This is a genomic window from Desulfosediminicola ganghwensis (genome assembly GCF_005116675.2).
GTDB classification, from domain to species: Bacteria; Desulfobacterota; Desulfobulbia; order Desulfobulbales; family Desulfocapsaceae; genus Desulfopila; species Desulfopila ganghwensis.
The window spans coordinates 2546472-2566138 of record NZ_CP050699.1 but is presented as its reverse complement, the minus strand read 5'-3'; the positions used below and the strand labels follow the sequence as shown (position 1 = coordinate 2566138).

Here is a 19667-nt window from a genome sequence, read left to right as displayed (position 1 = left end):
ACAACTTATTCAAGTTCTCCCGGCACAACATAAGGCTCTACGACATCCAAAAACTGAATTTCGCCATTTCTATAGGTGGCGATTATAACCTTCTTCCCCTTGGGATTTCCCTGTTCATCAAAAGACCATGTTCCGGTGGCCCCTTCAAAATCCTGCATGGTTGCCAGGGCGTCACGTATTTTGACAGGATCAGCCTCCCCCGCCTTCTCAATTGCCGTAGCCAACATATTTACAGAGTCATAAGCAAGAGGAGCGGTAAAACTGTTCAACTCATTGCCGGTGTTTTCTTTGTACAACTCCTTAAAATCACTATTGACCCGATACGGTACGTCGGGGTGCCAGTGAACGGTCTGATAGCTGCCTTCCACCGCATCAGCAATGAGCCTTTCGAGCATGTCCCAACCATCACCACCCAGAAAGATAGCTTTAACCCCCTGTTTTCGAGCCTGCTTCATAAACAGTGCAGTATCCCTGGTGTAGCCGGGTATATACACAGCGTCAGGTTGCAATTCTAATATTTCGCTGATGATCTCGGAAAAATCTGTGGCTAAGCCACGATAGGAAGCATCGTAAAGGACCTCGCCGCCTTGATTTAAAAATGCGTAGAGAAAAAAATCGGCCAGTTTAGTGCAATACACCTCATCTACATTTCTAAGAATCACCACTGATTCCAGACCAAGATTGCTGGTTGCAAAGCGCGCCATGGCTTCTCCCTGCATGACATCCATAAAACAGGCCCGAAACACATAATCCCGGCCAAGGGTAACTTCAGGATGTGTGGAGGCAGGGCTGATCATGGGTATACCGGCTTTCTGCAAGGTCGGAGCCATGGCAAGAGAGTGCGAACTCCAATGGGCACCGATCACTGCAACTGCCCCGAGTTCGATAGCCTTCAGTGCGGCCTTTTTCGAACCTATAGGTGTCGAAGCGTTATCAAGCAGCAGCAGCTCAAGCTGCTTTCCCAACACGCCACCTCGCTGATTGATCTGATCGACCGTCATTTTGGTAACTTCTATAAGCAAGGTATTATGAACAGCGGCAAAACCGGTACGTGAAAAAATAGCGGCAACAGGGATAGTCTGATCAGTCTGAGCTGGAGTCTCTGCGATGTTGGCCGTTGCGGCAAAATGCGACCACTGCGGCGCAACAGTGTAGAACAACACACACACCAACACCCATGCGTTTCGGCGCAACATCTACCCTCCTCCGACTCATTCGACTGTCGTAACGTTTATTTCGAAATCCCCCTTCTGTCTCACCGGGATACAAATCACCGGGATCAGGAAGAATGACGTAACGAAAGAACTGCAGATGATTGTAAAGGGTAGCGGTGAAAATAGAAATGAAAAAAATCGGATGTGAAACTGAAAATATCAATGATATTTTGCAGAAATACGACAAAAAGACAGAAACCTTCCTTGGTCAGGAAGTTCTGAAATTGACTTTAGTGCATGAGGGAGATCGCCCGAAACGAGCACAAAAAACGCCGCAGCGCTGCAATCCATCTCTTACCTGAGATTGCCTGATGACACGTAGCACGGTCAGGTGGCAACCGGCTCCTGCAAACTGGTAATAAGTCCCTATTTTTCCTTTAACAGCGCATGGATCTCTGTTGCAGCCTCCAGATTATCCTGTGCGACCTGAATGGCCTCTTCTTTCACCTGCTCTGCATATTCGATTTTCTGAATCGACGACTGGACAACCTTATCCATCCTTTCATCAAACTCATTTTGCAACGCTTCCAGATCCGTTGTCTTTTCTTTAAGTTGAGCAGGTATACTTAAAGTTTACTGCTCATCTCATCGTAGCTCCCTCGAAGCGTGGTAACTTCTTCAAGGTTATTTTTCAAATCACCCCGACTCTTTTGCATCAGAATCAGAAGGACAACAGCAACCAGTAGAAAAAAACCTGCCAATCCCCAAGCGACAACCGCTCCCATAATTATCAGCTGTTCTTGATTATAAGTGTGCGGATCAACAGTGCAGCGGATCAACCGCCGCGCATACCAGGCAACAGACCCACGGGCATCCGAACTTCATTACCGTGCACCACAAGCCTGTCACATAGAGAGATCATCTGCAATGATGATTATATTTTTTCAGGTAGATCCAGGCCGGCCAGCCGAAGTGCCGCAGGTGATAAAATAAAAATGCTTTGCCTCAAAGCAGGCTGCAAATTATACTACCCGCCGTAATGGTTTTGAATGAAACAGCACTTTAGATAATTATCCCCAAGAGATATAGAGGATCACATGAACATCATCATTTCCGGCTCCATGGCCTATGACCGAATCATGGCCTTTCCGGAGTACTTTGCCGACCACATTCTTCCAGATAAAATCCACATGCTCAATGTCTGCTTCCAGGTAGATGGTGTAACAGAGCATTTCGGCGGCACAGCCGGGAATATTGCCTACGCCCTGAGACTTATGGGCGCGCAGGCCCATGTCTCCGCTACCATTGGCCATGATTACCATCGTTATTTCAAATGGCTGGAAGAAAACCGCATCCCTGCAGATGGTATTAAGGTGATCGACGAGGAGTTCACCGCTGGTGCGTATATTACCACCGACAAGGCGGATAATCAGATTACCGGATTCAACCCGGGCGCTATGAAACATTCTTCAGATCTGGACTTTGACGCGCTCGATAGTGAAAACACCATTGTCATCGCTTCACCCGGCAATCTGGAAGATATGATCAATTACCCCCGTGCCTGTATGGAACGCGGTATTCGCTGCATCTTTGACCCAGGCCAGGCATTGCCTGTACTCCAGGCCGAGGACCTGATTGAAGCCATCACCGATGCTTTTCTGCTCATCGTCAACGATTATGAATTTGACATGATCAAGAATAAGACCAACAAAACCCGTGAGGAGTTGCTGGCCCTCCCCCAGGCTACCATCATCACTTTCGGAGAGCACGGCTCCCAACTGCTTGTAAACGGAACAGAAACTGCGATCGCAGCAGCCACTCCCGCACAGGTTGTCGACCCCACCGGCTGTGGCGACGCTTTCCGCGGTGCGTTGCTGTTCGGGCTTGCCAAAGGGCTTGACCTTGCAGAAAGTGCCAGACTTGGTTCCATTTGCGCTTCTTTTGCAGTGGAAAAGCACGGAACCCAGGTATACAGTTTTACCGAAGAAGAGTTTGCCTTAAGAGAGCAAACCTTCTAACCCGAATATTTCATGAAATGTTTGAGTCAATGGCATTTTACTAAGTTGTATCGGCTACTTGGAACTAACAGCACCTCTATTTTCAGGGTACAGTTTGTACCCGTGATCAGAGTCTGACGTTTCACCCTTCGGGCGTGTCTGACAGACTCATGTGCGGCGTTATCAAGGGCTTGCGGTAAATTGCTACAGCTTCACCCTTGATGCCTTGCACATGAATCCGCCAGACCCGTGAAATATCCGGGCTAACAGGGGCCGCTCTGTCCAAGTCACCATATAGCGCACCGGTCTTACGACAGGTGCGCTATAGCAATTAAAAACCAGCGACGACTCACTCCTGCAACAACACCCTCGCCACTTTCGAATTGGTGGTCTTCTGCAACACCCAGCAGATATAGCGCCCCGCCTCAACCAATTGACTGAGATCAACCCCGGTCTCAATACCCAATCCGTTCAGCATATAGATCAGATCTTCAGTGGCCACATTCCCGGTCGCACCGTGCGCATAGGGGCAGCCGCCAAGCCCGGCCACAGAGCTGTCTACAGTCTGCACCCCAAGTTGCAGTGCCGCGTAAATATTGGCCAGCGCCTGGCCGTAGCTATCATGAAAATGCACGGCCAGATGATGCACAGGGACTTCTCGGCACACGGCCCGAATCATCTGTTCCACCTTACCCGGCGTGCCAACACCGATGGTGTCGGAAAGCGCTATTTCCTCACACCCCAGTGAGTATAATTCCCCTGTAACTTCAACCACTCTGGAGAGGGCCACCTCCCCCTCATACGGGCAACCAAGGGTGCATGATACATAGCCGCGTACCGGCACCCCCTCTGACTTGGCAAACTTCGCTATCTCGGCACACCGCTCCAGCCCCTCACGAATGGTGCAGTTATTATTTTTTTCAGAAAACCGCTCAGAGGCGGAGGCCATAATACTGAGATAGGCGGCCCCGGCCGCAATCGCCTTTCTGGCACCATACAAGTTTGGCACCAACACCACCATTTGCGATGGTTGCGATTGTGATTTCAGGCCTGCGATCACCTCAGCGTGATCTGCCAATTGGGGAATGTGATCGGCAGGCACCCAGCTGGTTGCCTCCACCACCGGCAAACCCGCCGCAACAAGATGATCTATATATTCCAGTTTTGCAGAAGTCTGCACCGTGAGTTCTTCGTTCTGTAAACCGTCTCTCGGCGAGACCTCTACGATCTTCACCCGTTCAGGAAGATTCATCGGATTCCTCCTCAGTTTCTGCATAGGCTTCAAATTGTGCCAATCGCTGGCGCTCCTGCACGGAATCGCCTTTGGCAAAGAGCACAGCAACCACTCTGCCATCAGCCGGGGCTCTAATGACATACTCCATCTTCATCGCCTCCATTACAAGAATCGGTTCACCCTTTTTCACCTCGGTTTCATCTGCCACAAAAATCTCGGTAATATTACCGGGAATCGGTGCCCGCAACGAATCTGCAGCACCCGACAGTGCAGAAATCCAATCATTTTCAGTAAGCGTGGCGAATATTTCTGTTCTGCCATCTACAAACAAGGTCAGGTGATGGCCGTCCCGATGACATTGCAATGTTCTATTTCTGCCATCCTGCCTGCATTGAAGCATCTGCCCCGACAACATGAGGTCGCTAAAACAGAAAATTGTATCCTCGATTTTGACCTGTATACCCAGTGGATCTTCAGTCACTTCAATTTCCAGAATTTCCTCCCCCCTGCCAAACCTGCAATGAAAGATATTCTCGTGGTTCAGCCTGAAACAGCTGCCGCCGCTCCAAGGAGAGAAAGGATCTGGTGTCGAGCTGACTGCCGATCTGAGACTCTCCCGGTTGTCCAGAAATCGGTACAGCCCTGCCAGGGCCGCGGTCTCGAGATTGACACTATCGATGGCAAGAGATTGCTCCAGATCATTGTCAATGGTCCGGGTGGTGTGCTGTGCGGCCTTGAAGGTTTCGCTTGCCAGCAGTCTCTGCAAAAAATTCAGGTTGGTGGTCAAACCGGCAAGTCTATAGCTGCGCATCCCGGCGACCAGGGTTTTCAACGCTTCATCACGATTCGGACCGTGGCTGATCAATTTGACCAGGATTGGATCATAATTGGGAGTTATCAGGTTATCGATAGTAATTCCACTGTCTATTCGAAGGCTACCCGTCGGGCTTGGTTCATCAAGATAGCGTATCCTCCCAGATGAAGGCATAAAGTTCCGCTCCGGGTCTTCGGCGTAAATCCTCACTTCGACCGCGTGACCATTGCACTGCACCTCCTGCTGCAGCAGGGGCAACGATTCACCGGCAGCAACCAGTAACTGCCACTCCACCAGATCCAGGCCGGTAATCATCTCAGTGACAGGATGCTCAACCTGCAGGCGGGTATTGATCTCAAGAAAAAAGAAATGATCGTCGTTACTCACCAGAAACTCGACAGTTCCCGCCCCCAAATACCCTATTGAGTCAGCAGCTTTTACCGCCGCCTGGTGCAGACCATCCCTGACCTTTACCTCAAGCCCAGGTGCGGGAGCTTCCTCGACTATTTTCTGATGCCTGCGCTGCATGGAGCAATCCCGTTCAAACAGATGCAGACAGTTGCCATGGCTGTCGCGAAAAACCTGAACCTCTATGTGGCGGGCGTTGGTGACATTTTTTTCAAGCAGCAGACTGGCATCACCGAAAGCGCTGGCCGCTTCCCTGCCAGCTGCAGCCACGGCTTCTTCTAGATCCTGCGTTCCTGTCACCAGCCGGATACCTTTACCGCCCCCTCCCAGATCGGCCTTGATCAGCAGCGGGTAGCCTATGGATTCGGCCAGTTGGCTTCTCTCGCTTTTACTCATGGCGCTGATATATCCACCGGGAATAACCGGAATACCTGCCTGCTCCATGAGCTCTTTGGCCCTGCTCTTGATGCCCATGGCTTCAATGACATCAGCTGGTGGGCCGACAAAGATCAGCCCCGCATCAACACACCTTCGGGCAAACTCGGGATTCTCTGAGAGGAAACCGTAACCGGGGTGAATTGCCTCGGCACCGCTCTTTATGGCCACCTCGATAATAGCCCCTATGTTCAGGTAACTCTGTACCGCCGGAGGGGGCCCGAGGCAAAAGGCTTCATCCGCCAGTCTGGTGTGCAGGGAATTTCTATCGGCCTCGGAATAGACCGCAACCGTGGCGATACCCAGCTTACTGGCGGTGCGGATTATCCTGCAGGCGATTTCACCTCGGTTTGCTACCAGAATTTTATTGAACATATCTGCCTTTTCAGTCCATTCTCCAGGATGCTTTTTTCTTCTCCAGAAAAGCGGCCACCCCTTCCCTGCCTTCCGGCGAGACCCGTACCTCCGCAATGCAGCCGGAGGTGAATTGTCCCTCTTTCTGCAGGTCATCCTCATTGGCTCCATAGAGCAGGCTCTTGACTGCAGCCATGGCGGCAGGCCCGTTTTCAAGCAACTCCCGGCACAACATCTCCACCGCATGATCCAACTCAGAGCCGGCAACAACTTTATGCACCAGACCGAGTCGCAGCGCTTCTTCGGCACCAAAACGCTCACCGGTTATCGAATAACGCAACGCCTGACGATGACCGATGGCTTTACGTATATAAGGGGAGATCACCGCCGGAATCAGACCTATTTTCACCTCGGTAAGGCCGAAGACCGCATCCTCCGCCGCCACAACGATGTCACAGGCTGCCAGCAACCCCAGGCCACCGCCAAAGGTTGCCCCCTGAACCCGGGCAATGGTCGGCTTGGCAATAGTTGACAACTCCTGATAAAACCAGGCCATGGCTCTGGCATCACGGTAATTTTCTTCAGCACTATACCCCGCCATGCGCTTCATCCAGTTCAAGTCCGCACCGGCGCAAAAGCTCTTTCCGGCTGCTGCGAGCACTATCACCCGAACCTGCTCATCGTCTCTGCAGGCACTCAATTCCGTGAGCAGGGCAGAAAGCAATTCGTCATCGAAAGCGTTATGCTTGCCGGGCCTGTTCAAAGTAAGGGTCGCTACTCCGCGACCATCTCTTTTCGATATAATATCTGTCATATAGCACCAACTTCTTCACTGTAAGCGTGATACGCGGATGTTGTCAGCAACACCTTTACATGCGAAAGACGCCGAACCGGGTCTGCTCGATCGGTGCATTGAGACTTGCTGAAATCGACAATCCCAAAACCATCCTGGTATCCGCAGGTTCAATTATGCCATCATCCCAGAGTCGCCCGCTGGCATAGTAGGGATGCCCCTGAGACTCATACTGATCCCGTATCTCTTGTTTAAACCTTTTCAGGTCTTCTTCTGATCGTGACATGCCAACCTCCGCCAGCACATTTGCAGCCTGTTCACCACCCATCACCGAGATCCTGCTGTTTGGCCAGCTCCAGACAAATCGAGGATCATAGGCACGGCCACACATGGCGTAATTTCCCGCCCCGAAACTGCCACCGATTATCACCGTAAATTTGGGAACCGCCGCGCAGGAAGTGGCCATAACCATTTTCGCACCATGCTTGGCAATGCCACCCTGCTCATACTTGCCACCCACCATGAAGCCGCTGATATTCTGCAGGAAAACAATCGGTATCTGCCGATTCGCACACAATTCGATAAAGTGACAGCCTTTCTCTGCCGACTCAGAAAACAACACCCCGTTATTGGCGATAATGCCCACCGGGTAACCCATGATATGTGCGAACCCACAAACCAGGGTCGTACCGAACAGGGCCTTGAACTCGTCAAAAAACGAGCCATCCACCAACCTGCAGAGCACTTCCCGCACATCGTATGGCGTTCTCAGGTTTTCAGGAACAACACCGGAAAGTTCAGCCGGATCGTAGCAAGGCGCTACCGGCTCTCTTATCGCAAGGCTCGTCCCCTTGGTCCGGTTTAGCGTGGCAACTATCTTTTTCGCCAGCAGCAACGCATGGTGATCGTTTTCCGCATAATGATCCGTCACCCCCGACTCCCTGCAATGAACGTCTGCCCCACCCAGGTCTTCCGCACTGATAACCTCACCGGTGGCAGCCTTGACCAGTGGCGGGCCGCCGAGAAAGATTGTGCCTTGCTTGCGCACTATGACAGACTCGTCAGCCATGGCCGGGATATAGGCTCCGCCGGCAGTGCATGAACCCATGACCACCGCAATCTGGGCAATTCCCTTCGAAGACATAATGGCCTGGTTATAAAAAATTCTGCCAAAATGATCGCGGTCGGGAAAGACCCGGTCCTGCTCCGGCAGGTAGGCTCCACCGGAATCGACCAGATAAATACAGGGCAGATTATTCTGTGCGGCTATTTGCTGGGCACGGAGATGCTTTTTGACAGTCATCGGGAAATAGGTGCCGCCTTTGACCGTTGCGTCGTTGGCCACTATCATGCACTGCTGGCCGGAGACATTGCCAATGCCTGTGACGATACCAGCGGCGGCAATGTCGCCACCATACATGTTCCAGGCGGCAAACTGGGAGAGTTCGAGAAAAGGTGAACCGGCATCGAGCATGATTTCAATTCGCTTCCGCACCAACAGCTTGTTTCGATCGAGATGCTTTTTGCGCGCTTGCTCACCACCGCCAAGCCGAATCAGCGTCACCTTTTCACGCAGATCAGCCACAAGGGCATCCATCGCCGTTTTGTTAGCGCCAAACTCATCTGAATCAGTGCGTATGGCAGAGCGCAAGGTTTTCATCTGCACCTGTGGTCAAATATGTAAAGGTATCAGCCGATTTCTCAGCCTGTTTCCCTAAAAATCTCCCGGCCGATAAGCATTCGCCGTATCTCACTGGTACCGGCGCCTATCTCGTAGAGCTTTGCATCCCGTAAAAAACGGCCTGCAGGATATTCATTGATATACCCATTCCCCCCCAGCACCTGGATGGTCTCAAGGGCAAGTCTGGTCGCTCTCTCAGCGCAGTAAAGGATAACACTGGCACCTTCTTTTCTGATCCCCGCGCCCCGGTCTGCTGCCCGTGCGACACTATACACATAGGCCCGGCAGGCGTTCCATGTCGAGTACATGTCGGCGATCTTGCCCTGCATCAGCTGAAACTCGCCAATGGACCGACCAAACTGTTTTCGTTCGTGGATATATGGAATGACGGTATCCATACAGGCGGCCATAAGCCCCAATGGACCTGCTGCAAGTACCAACCTTTCCGAATCGAGCCCGCTCATCAGTACTTTCACGCCGCCATCCTCTTCCCCCAGCAGATTGCCGGCAGGCACTTCACAGTCGTTGAAGATTAACTCACAGGTGGGCGAGCCGCGCATGCCCAGCTTATCCAGCTTTGGGCCGGTGGAGAAGCCGACCATGCCCTTTTCGATGATAAAAGTGGAAATTCCTCGTTGCATTTTCTCAGGTGACGTTTTGGCATAGACCAGCAGCACATCGGCGATGGGCCCGTTGGTGATCCACATCTTGGTGCCGTTCAAAATAAAACGATCGCCCTTTTTCTCGGCCCGCAGCTGCATGCTGATCACATCAGAACCCGATCCGGCCTCACTCATGGCCAGCGCCCCGATGTGCTCGCCGCTGACCAGGCGAGGCAGATACTTATCTTTCTGGGCAGCACTGCCGTTTAAACAAAGCTGGTTAACACACAGATTAGAGTGAGCCCCATAGGCAAGCCCCACCGAACCGGAACCGCGACTGATCTCTTCCATGGCTACCACATGTTCCAGGTACCCCATTGCCGCCCCGCCAAATTGCTCCGGAGCAGTAATACCCAAGAGCCCGAGACCACCCATCTTCTGCCAGAGTTCATCTGGGAAACGATCTTCCCGGTCAATTTCCGCAGCAATGGGAGCAATTTCTTCGGCAACAAAGGACCGCACCGATTCCCGAAGCAAATTTACGGTATCACCGAGACCAAAATCCAGCCCGATCAGGCTGGCAGCAGATGTAGCGGCAGGTGTCATACTCAACTCCCTGAATGGAGGAAATTGCCAATACGTTAATTTCGTGTTTTTTCAGGCTCCAAATCAGTATATCACAGGAAAAACTTGAGATAAAAACCGGGGCTGCTTTCGTCTTCACTTCGCGAATGGCAGGCCCTCTTCAATCGACATTCCGGTACGCTACCTGCAATCCCGCTTGCCTACACTAATACTCTCACGTACAATTTCATTATCGAGTCGGCTCTGTTAGACAAAACGTACCTCAAAGTTCACGTTCGAAACCGTATCTTTACACAAAAAACGGTCCTGATTCATCCTGTCGAATCCAGAGACTTTGTCAGTGGTTACCACCATAAGCTCTTCAGCCTGCTCGATATACCCGAAAATGGTCCGATAGATATAGAACCTCCTGGACGGTTCATACCATCTTGATGCAGGGACCGATGATAAAGAAATGAACCTTCTGACGATACTGAAAGAGAGTGAGATTTTAAAGGAAATGGCCTACTTTGACAGGAGGAGAAAATAAACCGTCACGGCGATAGCAGAGTCTGACCTTGTCATTCTTGAAATTTCAGCACAATACTTGGCACGATTTCCAGCCATCAATTTTTTTTTTGACGCGAATTGCCCCAAAACGGGTAAACGATCTTATCATAACACCTGAATAAGATAAGAAAAGAAGGGTAGTACCAGTTAATCACTATCACTCTCCATAAATACAACCTGATAAAATATTATGAAAAACATATCCCGGGCTGCCATACCTTTCATTTTTCTGTTCACTTATTTTCTTTTTATAGCCGGTTGCGCCCTCACCTCACTCGAGTCGCCTGAGGTTACCCTCGCTGACGTTCAGGTGAGTGAAATTCGCAGCTTTGAAACTGTTTTTCTTGTGCAACTCAGGGTACAAAACCCCAACGAGAAGCCACTGGATATAGAAGGGCTCAGTTGCGAGATGGAACTGGACGGCCGCAAGTTCGCCTCTGGCCTGCAAGGCGCCCAACAGACTATTCCCCCATACGGTACGGCACTGGTGCCGGTGGAAGTTTACGCCTCTGTTATCGACATGGTGGGCTCAGCCATAAGTATGGTGAAATCGGCCTCTAAAAAAGAGGCCCAATTTGAAGATGTGAATTACAAGCTGTCAGGCACGGTCAATGTGAAAATGAGCGGTTTCTCACATAAGCTGCCTTTTGAGTCGAGCGGCAAAATCGATTTGAATTGATGGATCTCCATCCCAATCGAGTGTTTTTATTGAGCTCACTTCATGTTTTTAACAATGTCACTTTATCGTTTACAGATAATTGATCTCGCGAACACAACTATTGTAATATTAAAGATTATCTGCTTACCACTAAAGCTCAGCCTGACACATTTTTTTCATGGGTGGTCACTATATGATCCCCCGGCCATGTCATACTCCACGAAACTCAACAGGGGCTCTGATATGGCTAAACGAAGCGACATTCACTTTCAATCAGGTGTCAGTTTGTTTTCTTGGTATTTCGCAAACAGCTGCCATGCGTATTAAGCTTAAGATCCAGATGGTTATGAAGTTTTCTGACGATTCAAAACGCCTCGGAGATTTTGTACAAGTCGATGATGTCTATTGGGGGGCGAAGCACTCTGGTGGAAAGCGTGGGCGAGATGCTGAAGGGAAAACGATACTTGACTGAATTCTGTTATCGCTTTAATCGTCGTTTTGATCTTCAACGTTTATTGCAAACTCTTATTTATCATGCGTCACCAACTGTCCCGATTCCAGAGCGCCAACTCAGGCTTGCTGAGGATTGGTGGTAATCAGATTTTAATATATTCCAGGAATCAATCTATATCGCACCCGTTTTACATATTCTTTGTAACCTTTCAATTCTGCTTGCAGTGTTCTGTCCTCTAATTCCGTTCTTATCACGGCAATTATTATGGCTATGACCACTGGAATCAATGTCCACACTGAACCGAGAGCGAGAACAATACCTGGAAGTGCCAAAATATTCCCTGCGTAGCCCGGATGCCGTACAATTCTATAAGGACCGCTATTGCACACTTTATGTTCTCGATCTTTCTGGATACGCACCAAACTGCTAAAGAAGCGATTCTCAATCAAGGCCCATGCGGCGAAGGCATATCCAAATGTTACCAGAACAAAGCCGAGTAAATTCATCCAGATCGGGAAGAGAAGAGACCATGCGAAATGGTGATCGAGGCCTGCTACTATGACAAGCGGAAATGATAGGCTCCACGCCATCAATGGGCCAATTACTTTATCCCAGGACTTTACATCTTGAGCCTTAAAGCACTGAGACCGTTCAGCCAGAATCCCCGGATGTCTATATTCTGCCCATATGCGTCCCCCTATGCCAGCCGTAACGATCAGCACAAAAAAGACCCACGCTTGCCACCAACTGAAATCCCATCCGCAAACCAATAGAATTATGGGTATGGAAAGGTGAATGATGATTATACTGAACCATTGGGATGGTTCAATTTTAATTACCGACTTTTCGTTAACTATGATCGATACCTTATTTTGCTATGCAGATTAAATTTGTTGATTTTCATTATCCAATAATTATCAAGAATTAATTTTCATCGCCCAACGCTAAGCACATGCGCCCGTTTGCGCCGGTGCAAAATTGATTACGGTAAACACCAAAACCGATTGATACCCAAAATGCCGAGGAGTCCGGTCGCTTGGTGCGGTTTGATATGAAATGCATCTGGGTCGACGGTCCTGACTTGGGCGCTAGCCTGTCTGCGTCCGTTCTTTTTTCGATGTCGTAGCCGCTTTTCCAAACGACCAACTGCATTGGCTGCCCCCACCGAACCTGACAGACAAAAGAACCATTGCCCTTAATCTGCGAAACCACCAGGTGAGTTAATCGACAGCAGAAGGCTACGCAACTCAAAGACGAGTAACCAACATACAACGTGCTGCTCCCAAAAGCCTAATAAGACAGTTTATCACTAAACGACTGGCAGGGGGAATCGAGTTCCCGGACGACGGTGTTTCAGGCAACACCTAACCTTCGCTCTAAGTTCATAACAAGTTATTCTGTAGAACTGGTTAACTCGTAAAATTCGGAGTTAGCCCGGGTGAAGGCTCCCTTCACATTCCCCAATACCACATTATTTGCCTCCACACCAGTTCCCCTAAGTACTCTAAAAAATATACTTTATTGACAGCACGCCTTCAAGGTGCCGGGTTGTCATTCTGTATAATCTTCAAAACATGATCTTCTCCCTTCACTCCACTCAAAGTGTTGATATCGTGCTTTATGTATCAAACGAAATGCGTGATGCTTATAAGCGATTCTTACAGCAGCGTGGTATTTCTCCAAACGAACAATTTGCATTACAGAAATGGATGCGCTTCTTTCTTGATTATTGTGACAAATATAACCACAAAGCAAAATCACGATTGAGTATCCCGCCATTTCTGCAAAAGCTCACTTCAAAAAAACAAAAGGCTCTGCAGATACGCCAGGCAGAAAAAGCAATTCAGCTCTTTCTGCAATGTATTCAATAAGGAATTCGGGCTAGGGAGAAATTCGAATTAAACGGCTCAACATTGAGCAATCTACTCGCGAGGCATGAAAATCCACTCACACAAAGCAAAAATGGGGCTAGGCCAAAAGCCCAACCCCATTTTTCACCTGACTGGAGTTGTCACACTTAAACAGCAAAAGTAAGACCGGCATAACCGGTAACAACCTCCGCCTCAAGCTCGTTCTGCAAAAATTCAACTGCTGTTTCACCGCTGCAGTGGCAGGCAATGATGCTGCCAATTGAAAATTTTTTCAACTCGGCCACAGTCCTCCGAAGGCGCGTGCTGGTGGCGTGCAGAAGGTGCATACCGCCGATGATGGTGCGTATACGCTTCTCTCCCGTGACTGCAACAATGTGATCAAGGGTATTGATCAATCCAGAATGGCAGCAGCCGATACAGACCACCAGACCTTCAGGTGTCCTGATCCAGAGAGCGATATCATCTTTTATTGAATCGACATCAGTGCCATCAGGGTCGAGATAAAACTCGCCACCGGTATCTTCAAACTCATTCTTCCTGGGAATAGGCCCCGTCACTCCCACGCCGGGCAGCAGTTCCATTGGCCTGGTTAACCAGTGGGTTTTGTCATCCTTGTGATGCATTACCGCGTTCATATCCGGCAGTGGCATCCTTACAGATTCACTCTTTTTGCCATCCCACGCATACCGTGGTTCAAATGCTGCGGAGTGCAGGTAGATTTCCGCACCTCTGTTGGCTGCTAAAAGATCGGCAACGCCGCCGCTGTGGTCATAATGGCCGTGACTGAGTACAAGTTTATCTATTTTCTCCGGTGAAATTTGCAGAGTCTGCAGATTATCCATCAGGCTCTTCTGGCCGGTATCCAGCAAAATATTTCCCTGGGGGGTTGCAACGTGCAAAGCATAACCGTGCTCGGCAGTCAGACCATCGGCTGCCACATTATTGACCACAACGGTCAGGGTACTGACCTCATTTGCGATACTCACTTGACACCTTCTTTTTTCATGAATTTGGCTTTGGCTCGGGCCACAAGTTTGCCATCAACCCGGGCTTCCGCTTTCAGTTCGTAGAGGCTGGAGACTGCACAGGTGAGCCAGGCACGGATATTTACTCGACTGGTACAGGGAATGGCATGCAGAAACCGCACCCGCAGATCCCCCGTAACCGCCTTGACATCCTGTACCAGCAGGCAATGCGCCATGGCGGAATCGAGTACGGCAGAGATTACTCCTCCGTGCAGAATCCCTTCATATCCCTGCAGATGGGGTCCGCCCGTGAAGGTAGCCTCCACGGTATTGGCTCCTGCCTGCTGAAACTTCAAACCAAGTGAAAACGGATTGTTCCTGCCGCAGATAATGCAGTTATCATGTCCGCCAAGAACTTTTCCGTCATCCATCATTGTCACTGTACAGTCCCCTTCTGATTATCTTGTACGGTCAATCCGACTCACTCACCAGCGACCGTCACTTTTCTCTGGAATATGGCCATGCCATGATGCCACCTTCCATCACTTTAACATTGGTATAGCCATTTGCCTCAAGGATAAGCGCAGTTTCATAACCCCGCAGGGATATTTTGCAGAAACAGACGATCTCCGTATCCTTTTCTTGCGGTAACTCACCAAGAACATTACGCAGCATGCCCAAGGGAATATACTTCTCACCTATCCCCAGGCGCAACACTTCATGCTCGTCCGGCCCTCTTCCGTCGATAAAAAATGGCGGATTCCCCTCCTGAACTCGTTTATACACCTCTTCGGCCGTGACAGTTTTGATGCGACCTTTCAACTTGTTCGAGATGATGTGGGCCGAAGCGATAAAGTGATCGATTGCCAGGGAAAATGGTGGTGCATACGGCAGGTCGGCACAGTTGAGGTCATCCAAGGTCAGTCTGCCTTTAATGGCCATGGCGGCAGTAGCTATCTGACGGGAAACATCACCGGAACCGACACACTGATAGCCGAGAATTTTCTGGGAGGATTTTTCCACCAGTATTTTGCTCACCAGCAATTTGGCCCCCATAAAACCTGGCTTATCCGGGCTGGCATTGACCACCGTTTCAAAATCTGTGAGGCCAGCCGCGATCGCAGCTTTCTCACTCAAACCTGTGGCACCTGCCACAAAATCGAAGACTTTGCAGATAGCGGTCTGCTGGGTACCGCCAAATTTTACCACATTGCCTTCAATCAGATTTTCGCCCAGCACCCTGCCCTGCAGATTTGCCAGATCTCCCATGGGCGCGTACACCTTTTTGCCGGTAACACTGTTCACACACTCCACACAATCTCCGGCTGCATAAATATCAGCATCGGAAGTCTGCATATATTCATTGACCGCAATTGCCCGGCTCTCACCGATCTCCAGCCCCGCTGCCTCCGCCAGGCCAATATTGGGCCGTACACCTGCAGCGACAACGGCAAGCTGACAGGGGAGAACCTCGCCATTGGCCAGTTCAACACCGGCCAGGCGTCCATCTTCACCCAGACAGCGCTCCAGCCTCATGCCGAGACGCACGCTCACCGACTTCGCCTTCATGTGGTTGGCCACCAACCCGGCAAACTGTGCATCGAGAAATGTCAGCACCTGCTTTTCCATCTCTACCAGGGTCACCTTCACACCCTTTGCAACCAGAGCCTCGCATGCCTCAACACCAATCAGGCCACCACCAATCACCACCGCCTCTGTTACGGTACCCGAAGCACAGAGATCATGGATTCTGTCTGTATCCTGCATGGAAACCAGCGTGCTGACACCGTCAAGCTCACGCCCCGGCACCGGCAGAACAGCCGCACTGGCGCCTGTTGCCACAACCAACTTGTCGTACGCAAGAGTTGTTTCTTCGCCCGTCTCGAGATTGCGGCACGTCACTTTTTTTTCATTACGATCAATTGCGGTACATTCAGTGTTAACCAGCGCATTTATTCTTTTGGTCTTATAGAAAAAATCAGGATTACGGACCACACCTGTCGGAGTAGCCAGCAGCTGGTTCCGTTCATCAAAGGTGCCGCCGATGTAATAGGGATAGCCACAACTCGCCATGGAAAGATCCGGATCTTTCTGGACAATTGTTATCTCCGCCTGTTGATCAAGACGTCTTGCCTTAGCCGCTGCTTTTGCACCTGCCGCCGAACCACCGATTACCACTATCTTACTGTTTTGCATGGGATCTCCTTGCTGCTGATATTCTCCAGGCCTACCCGAATCTCAACATGAGCACCATCTCGGGCATTGCCGAAAATAAGACATTACTACAAAGTGATATGTTCATATACACACAACAGTCGCATAATCGCTCTAATGTACCTGATTGTCAATGGGTAATTACCCATACCTTTCTCTATCCGAAACCTTGCTGTAACCTGCACTTATATTCAATGGTTCGTGAAAACCTGTCTGGCAAAACTTTTAATAATGATTACCACTATTGATATATCAAAAATCCATGTAATCCAGAATAGTTACGATAAAAATGAATTTCGACCTCAAGTAAAGGAGATAGAGTGAGTACGCTGAAAGAATTTCACTACAGTGCCGACTTCCCCTGCACCGTAAAAGAACTTTATGATTACCATAGTCGCCCCGGGGCACTTGAAAGGCTGCTTCCCCCCTGGGACGGCTCTGAGGTCATCAGAAAAGAAGGCTCCATAGCTCCCGGCGGCAAGGTACTGATGCACCTCAAATTCGGCCCCTTCACCATTCCCTGGGAAGCCCGTCACATTGCCGAAACCCCAGGAGTCATGTTTCGGGATATTCAACATAAAGGCCCCTTTGCGACATTCTCACATACCCATCGTTTCAGCAGTACAGCACATGGTTCCCGGCTTGATGACTCGATTACTTTCGCCTTGCCGGCACAGAAATACCTGCCCGCCATCGCGGAGAAACAAGTTCAGAAAATGCTCGGGAGAATCTTTTCCCACCGGGAGCATGTACTTCGCGCTGACTTGAAGCTGCACAGCAAATACAGTCGAAAGCCCTTGCGAATTCTCATCTCCGGGGCCAGCGGGGTCTTGGGTTCCGCCCTGATCCCCCTGCTGACGACCGGCGGCCATCAGGTCTGGACCCTGGTCCGGCGCAAGCCCTCACCCGGCAAGCACGAAATTTTCTGGGACCCGCAAAATTCAACATTGAATCCGGCAGACATTCCCGAAATAGATGCTGTCATCCATCTTGCTGGTGAATACATCGGGGTCGGCCGCTGGAGTGAGGCGCAGCAACGCAGAGTGGTGGAGAGCAGGATTCTCGGTACCGAACTGCTGGCCCAAACGGTAGCCGCCCTCCCGGTCCCCCCCAGAGTATTCCTCTCTGCCTCAGCCGTGGGCTATTATGGCAACTGTCATGATACAATCATTGATGAAGGCCAACCGGCGGGAGATGATTTTGTTTCCAGTGTCTGTGAGGTTTGGGAGAAATCGACCTGGCCGGTGAGAGATGCCGGTATTCGCACCGTGTTCATGCGTTTTGGAGTGGGTCTCACACCAAGGGGAGGCGCCCTGCAACGTCTGCTGGTCAGCCGTGCTATCGGTTTTATTCGCTACTTTGGCAGCGGTGAGCAATATGTGAGCTGGATGAGTGTGGATGACATGGTCGCCGCCATGCTCCATTGCCTGGTAACCGAAGAGGTATCCGGAGCGGTAAACATTGTTGCCCCGAATCCGGTTACCAACCGGGAACTCATGGCAACACTGGCCCGGGTAGTACATCGTCCGCTCCTGGTGCCTATTCCCTCAAAAATGCTACAGATTCTGCATGGACAGATGGCCAATGAGATTGTATTGTCCGGTTGTCGGGCGTCTGCACAGAAACTCATTGATACAGGCTTTGAATTCCGTCATCCCGACCTTGAAACGGCGCTGAGGGTGCTGCTTGGCAAAACCGTAGCGCCTGCTGATCATTTCAACCAACTTTGAGGTAACACCTTGAGCCGGCAACTCAAAATCACCTTTATGGTCCTGATGACGATAGCCCTTGCCTTCGGCTTTTTTCATCACTTCATCCCGAAAGAACAACTCAATTTCGAGCGACTGCACATATTTCTTTTCAATCTCTGCAGTGGCGGCACCCTGCTTCTCTACTACACCGAAGACAAAAAAAATCTCAGCAGGACAGCCCGCACCTTTTTCGTACTCTCAATCTGTTTTGCCCTGTTCAGTTTTCTTGAATGGTATCTGCCAACCCTGATTATCCCCCTTATTCTCGGGGTACTGGTTGAGCGCGTACGTCTTGTCCATTTCGGGTCGATTTTCCCCAAGGACCTCTTCTCCTCGAGAGAGGATGTTGCCCGCAAGTTCCATCAGGCTGCACTGCTCTGCCTGTCGCTTGCCCTGTTCATCTCCAGTTTTGTGATCTTCAACGAGATCTACGCGAAATGGTTCTACCTCGAAAAGCTCAAGCTCGACACCTTCTTCCTCGGCTTCTCCTTCCCGGTATCCCTGATCAGTATGTCTGTTATTTTCTCTTTGATGAAAAAGCATGAGGTAGAGGTTACCATTCACATCAAAGAGGCATTATTCTGGACCATAAATCTCGGGGTAATAGTCTTTTTTCTCTTTATCCTGGCCAAGTGGTTTGTACCGCAGGTGATGATTGCCACGACGCTCTTTCTGGCAGTCACCCTGGTGCTCTATCTCTATTACCACCAGGGAATCCGCCTGCAGCAAAAAACCTTTCTCACCTCAGGAATCTTTTTTCTGCTGATAACCTCAATCACCGGCATCACTTACATCCTTTGGGCCTTTTCAGCAGACTACGATCCGCAACAGACCCAGCCCCTACTTCGCCTGCACGCCTTCACCGCACTCTACGGCTGGAACCTGAGCGGCCTGGCCGTGATCAGCAGGCACGCTGACTTCCCGATTCGTCTTCACTCTCAGAAGGTTATTATCCTCCATTGGCTGACGGTGCTTATCCTCTGCCCTCTTGGCTATTTTGTGCCACTGGCAGCGCTGGCGGCAGTTATTGCCTATGCCTTTCTGCTGCAGACCCTGCTCTTTAACAGCGGCCCGGCAGATTCCCGTCTGGTGACCATTGAAGATGAGGTCCTTGCCGCAGCGGAGAAAAAGTAACCGGACTTGCCCAA

General features: G+C 50.4%; 19 protein-coding genes. 7 read left to right on the top strand and 12 right to left on the bottom strand.

The window, feature by feature from the left end:
* Nucleotides 1–5: 5 nt before the first annotated feature.
* Nucleotides 6–1196, bottom strand: a complete 1191-nt coding sequence (locus FCL45_RS10930) for an ABC transporter substrate-binding protein (RefSeq protein ID WP_136799363.1) — start codon at nucleotides 1194–1196, stop codon at nucleotides 6–8.
* 146 nt (nucleotides 1197–1342) lie between these two features.
* On the opposite strand from FCL45_RS10930, the gene FCL45_RS10925 reads away from it, so the two are divergent.
* Nucleotides 1343–1516: a hypothetical protein gene (locus tag FCL45_RS10925; RefSeq protein ID WP_153305565.1), complete on the top strand. Its 174-nt coding sequence runs from the start codon at nucleotides 1343–1345 to the stop codon at nucleotides 1514–1516.
* Between the two features lie 64 nt (nucleotides 1517–1580).
* Here the strand turns inward: FCL45_RS10925 and FCL45_RS24875 are convergent, their stop codons facing one another.
* Both FCL45_RS24875 and FCL45_RS10920 read right to left on the bottom strand, forming a co-directional pair.
* Nucleotides 1581–1712 carry a hypothetical protein gene (locus FCL45_RS24875; protein ID WP_267314016.1) on the bottom strand — a complete coding sequence of 44 codons (132 nt, stop codon included), beginning with the start codon at nucleotides 1710–1712 and terminating at the stop codon, nucleotides 1581–1583.
* Between the two features lie 68 nt (nucleotides 1713–1780).
* Nucleotides 1781–1939 (bottom strand): hypothetical protein, encoded by a 159-nt coding sequence (locus FCL45_RS10920; protein WP_153305566.1) that lies wholly within the window; start codon nucleotides 1937–1939, stop codon nucleotides 1781–1783.
* A gap of 312 nt (nucleotides 1940–2251) precedes the next feature.
* Between FCL45_RS10920 and FCL45_RS10915 the strand changes: the two genes are divergently transcribed.
* The gene (locus FCL45_RS10915; RefSeq protein WP_136799364.1) at nucleotides 2252–3172 is read left to right on the top strand and encodes a carbohydrate kinase family protein; all 921 of its coding nucleotides are present in this window, start codon (nucleotides 2252–2254) and stop codon (nucleotides 3170–3172) included.
* 328 nt (nucleotides 3173–3500) lie between these two features.
* Here the strand turns inward: FCL45_RS10915 and FCL45_RS10910 are convergent, their stop codons facing one another.
* From FCL45_RS10910 to FCL45_RS10890, 5 genes are read right to left on the bottom strand one after another with little or no spacing between them, the layout of a single operon-like run.
* The gene (locus FCL45_RS10910; protein WP_136799365.1) at nucleotides 3501–4403 is read right to left on the bottom strand and encodes a hydroxymethylglutaryl-CoA lyase; all 903 of its coding nucleotides are present in this window, start codon (nucleotides 4401–4403) and stop codon (nucleotides 3501–3503) included.
* Nucleotides 4390–6417: an acetyl/propionyl/methylcrotonyl-CoA carboxylase subunit alpha gene (locus FCL45_RS10905; protein WP_136799366.1), complete on the bottom strand. Its 2028-nt coding sequence runs from the start codon at nucleotides 6415–6417 to the stop codon at nucleotides 4390–4392. The genes FCL45_RS10910 and FCL45_RS10905 overlap by 14 nt, the downstream gene beginning before the upstream one ends.
* A 10-nt stretch (nucleotides 6418–6427) precedes the next feature.
* Nucleotides 6428–7210: an enoyl-CoA hydratase-related protein gene (locus FCL45_RS10900; RefSeq protein WP_136799367.1), complete on the bottom strand. Its 783-nt coding sequence runs from the start codon at nucleotides 7208–7210 to the stop codon at nucleotides 6428–6430.
* 55 nt (nucleotides 7211–7265) lie between these two features.
* On the bottom strand, nucleotides 7266–8849 hold the full coding sequence (locus FCL45_RS10895; RefSeq protein WP_136799368.1) for a carboxyl transferase domain-containing protein: 1584 nt from the start codon (nucleotides 8847–8849) through the stop codon (nucleotides 7266–7268).
* Between the two features lie 41 nt (nucleotides 8850–8890).
* Nucleotides 8891–10078, bottom strand: coding sequence for an isovaleryl-CoA dehydrogenase (locus tag FCL45_RS10890; RefSeq protein ID WP_136799369.1), 1188 nt, complete (start codon nucleotides 10076–10078; stop codon nucleotides 8891–8893).
* Nucleotides 10079–10796: 718 nt separating this feature from the next.
* On the opposite strand from FCL45_RS10890, the gene FCL45_RS10885 reads away from it, so the two are divergent.
* Both FCL45_RS10885 and FCL45_RS10880 read left to right on the top strand, forming a co-directional pair.
* On the top strand, nucleotides 10797–11285 hold the full coding sequence (locus FCL45_RS10885; protein WP_136799370.1) for an LEA/WHy family protein: 489 nt from the start codon (nucleotides 10797–10799) through the stop codon (nucleotides 11283–11285).
* A gap of 295 nt (nucleotides 11286–11580) precedes the next feature.
* Complete coding sequence (locus FCL45_RS10880) at nucleotides 11581–11736, top strand: transposase (protein ID WP_136799371.1); 156 nt, start codon at nucleotides 11581–11583, stop codon at nucleotides 11734–11736.
* Between the two features lie 131 nt (nucleotides 11737–11867).
* Here FCL45_RS10880 and FCL45_RS10875 read toward each other — a convergent pair whose 3' ends face one another.
* Complete coding sequence (locus FCL45_RS10875) at nucleotides 11868–12440, bottom strand: methyltransferase family protein (protein ID WP_217907717.1); 573 nt, start codon at nucleotides 12438–12440, stop codon at nucleotides 11868–11870.
* Between the two features lie 912 nt (nucleotides 12441–13352).
* Between FCL45_RS10875 and FCL45_RS10870 the strand changes: the two genes are divergently transcribed.
* A complete protein-coding gene (locus tag FCL45_RS10870; protein WP_176360034.1) occupies nucleotides 13353–13589 on the top strand; it encodes a hypothetical protein in 237 nt (78 codons plus the stop codon).
* Nucleotides 13590–13735: 146 nt separating this feature from the next.
* On the opposite strand, the gene FCL45_RS10865 is transcribed toward FCL45_RS10870, so the two are convergent.
* From FCL45_RS10865 to FCL45_RS10855, 3 genes are all read right to left on the bottom strand, one after another.
* Entirely contained in the window at nucleotides 13736–14575 is an 840-nt protein-coding gene (locus FCL45_RS10865; RefSeq protein WP_167495884.1) for an MBL fold metallo-hydrolase, read from the bottom strand.
* Nucleotides 14572–14988 (bottom strand): PaaI family thioesterase, encoded by a 417-nt coding sequence (locus FCL45_RS10860; protein WP_136799389.1) that lies wholly within the window; start codon nucleotides 14986–14988, stop codon nucleotides 14572–14574. The genes FCL45_RS10865 and FCL45_RS10860 overlap by 4 nt, the downstream gene beginning before the upstream one ends.
* Nucleotides 14989–15052: 64 nt before the next feature.
* Nucleotides 15053–16750: an FAD-dependent oxidoreductase gene (locus FCL45_RS10855; RefSeq protein WP_136799374.1), complete on the bottom strand. Its 1698-nt coding sequence runs from the start codon at nucleotides 16748–16750 to the stop codon at nucleotides 15053–15055.
* A gap of 338 nt (nucleotides 16751–17088) precedes the next feature.
* On the opposite strand from FCL45_RS10855, the gene FCL45_RS10850 reads away from it, so the two are divergent.
* Together FCL45_RS10850 and FCL45_RS10845 are read left to right on the top strand one after the other, a co-directional pair.
* Nucleotides 17089–18498, top strand: a complete 1410-nt coding sequence (locus FCL45_RS10850) for a TIGR01777 family oxidoreductase (protein ID WP_228721477.1) — start codon at nucleotides 17089–17091, stop codon at nucleotides 18496–18498.
* A gap of 9 nt (nucleotides 18499–18507) precedes the next feature.
* Nucleotides 18508–19653 (top strand): hypothetical protein, encoded by a 1146-nt coding sequence (locus FCL45_RS10845; RefSeq protein ID WP_136799375.1) that lies wholly within the window; start codon nucleotides 18508–18510, stop codon nucleotides 19651–19653.
* Nucleotides 19654–19667 lie beyond the last annotated feature (14 nt).

What these genes read in the sequence shown, in the direction of transcription:
- FCL45_RS10920 (WP_153305566.1), bottom strand. Translation starts at nt 1,939, where the DNA reads ATGGGAGCGGTTGTCGCTTGGGGATTGGCAGGTTTTTTTCTACTGGTT.
- FCL45_RS10885 (WP_136799370.1), top strand. Translation starts at nt 10,797, where the DNA reads ATGAAAAACATATCCCGGGCTGCCATACCTTTCATTTTTCTGTTCACT.
- FCL45_RS10860 (WP_136799389.1), bottom strand. Translation starts at nt 14,988, where the DNA reads ATGATGGATGACGGAAAAGTTCTTGGCGGACATGATAACTGCATTATC.
- FCL45_RS24875 (WP_267314016.1), bottom strand. Translation starts at nt 1,712, where the DNA reads ATGGATAAGGTTGTCCAGTCGTCGATTCAGAAAATCGAATATGCAGAG.
- FCL45_RS10930 (WP_136799363.1), bottom strand. Translation starts at nt 1,196, where the DNA reads ATGTTGCGCCGAAACGCATGGGTGTTGGTGTGTGTGTTGTTCTACACT.
- FCL45_RS10925 (WP_153305565.1), top strand. Translation starts at nt 1,343, where the DNA reads ATGAAAAAAATCGGATGTGAAACTGAAAATATCAATGATATTTTGCAG.
- FCL45_RS10870 (WP_176360034.1), top strand. Translation starts at nt 13,353, where the DNA reads ATGCGTGATGCTTATAAGCGATTCTTACAGCAGCGTGGTATTTCTCCA.
- FCL45_RS10905 (WP_136799366.1), bottom strand. Translation starts at nt 6,417, where the DNA reads ATGTTCAATAAAATTCTGGTAGCAAACCGAGGTGAAATCGCCTGCAGG.
- FCL45_RS10890 (WP_136799369.1), bottom strand. Translation starts at nt 10,078, where the DNA reads ATGACACCTGCCGCTACATCTGCTGCCAGCCTGATCGGGCTGGATTTT.
- FCL45_RS10880 (WP_136799371.1), top strand. Translation starts at nt 11,581, where the DNA reads ATGCGTATTAAGCTTAAGATCCAGATGGTTATGAAGTTTTCTGACGAT.
- FCL45_RS10910 (WP_136799365.1), bottom strand. Translation starts at nt 4,403, where the DNA reads ATGAATCTTCCTGAACGGGTGAAGATCGTAGAGGTCTCGCCGAGAGAC.
- FCL45_RS10895 (WP_136799368.1), bottom strand. Translation starts at nt 8,849, where the DNA reads ATGAAAACCTTGCGCTCTGCCATACGCACTGATTCAGATGAGTTTGGC.
- FCL45_RS10900 (WP_136799367.1), bottom strand. Translation starts at nt 7,210, where the DNA reads ATGACAGATATTATATCGAAAAGAGATGGTCGCGGAGTAGCGACCCTT.
- FCL45_RS10915 (WP_136799364.1), top strand. Translation starts at nt 2,252, where the DNA reads ATGAACATCATCATTTCCGGCTCCATGGCCTATGACCGAATCATGGCC.
- FCL45_RS10855 (WP_136799374.1), bottom strand. Translation starts at nt 16,750, where the DNA reads ATGCAAAACAGTAAGATAGTGGTAATCGGTGGTTCGGCGGCAGGTGCA.